Annotated in this window: 1 protein-coding gene; it reads right to left on the bottom strand. The window is 63.0% G+C overall.

The genetic code is table 11. From position 1 onward, the window contains the following. On the bottom strand, positions 1-276 hold a 276-nt coding region (locus tag SB816_RS31290), incomplete at both ends, for an HD domain-containing protein (protein WP_410548152.1).

Here is a 276-nt window from a genome sequence, read left to right as displayed (position 1 = left end):
TCGCGATTACGAAACTCCATCTTGTCGAGTTTCGAGAGGCCGTCGACCAGTTCCGCGACCTTGGCGCCGAAGCGCTCGGCGATCTCCGCCTTGGTCACGCCCTGGTCTTCGATCACGTCGTGAAGCAGCGCCGCCTGGATGGCCTGGGCGTCGAGCTTCCAGCCGGCGCAGATTTCCGCGACGGCGACCGGATGAGTGATGTAGGGTTCGCCGCTCTGGAGATACTGACCGAGGTGGGCTTCGTCGCTGAAGTGGAACGCCGCCTTGACCTCTTTG

Origin of the sequence: Achromobacter sp. SIMBA_011, from assembly GCF_046535435.1 — a bacterium.
Lineage (GTDB): Bacteria > Pseudomonadota > Gammaproteobacteria > Burkholderiales > Burkholderiaceae_B > Achromobacter > Achromobacter dolens.
The sequence above is the reverse complement of the archived record's forward strand: the minus strand, read 5'-3'. Positions and strand labels throughout refer to the sequence as shown.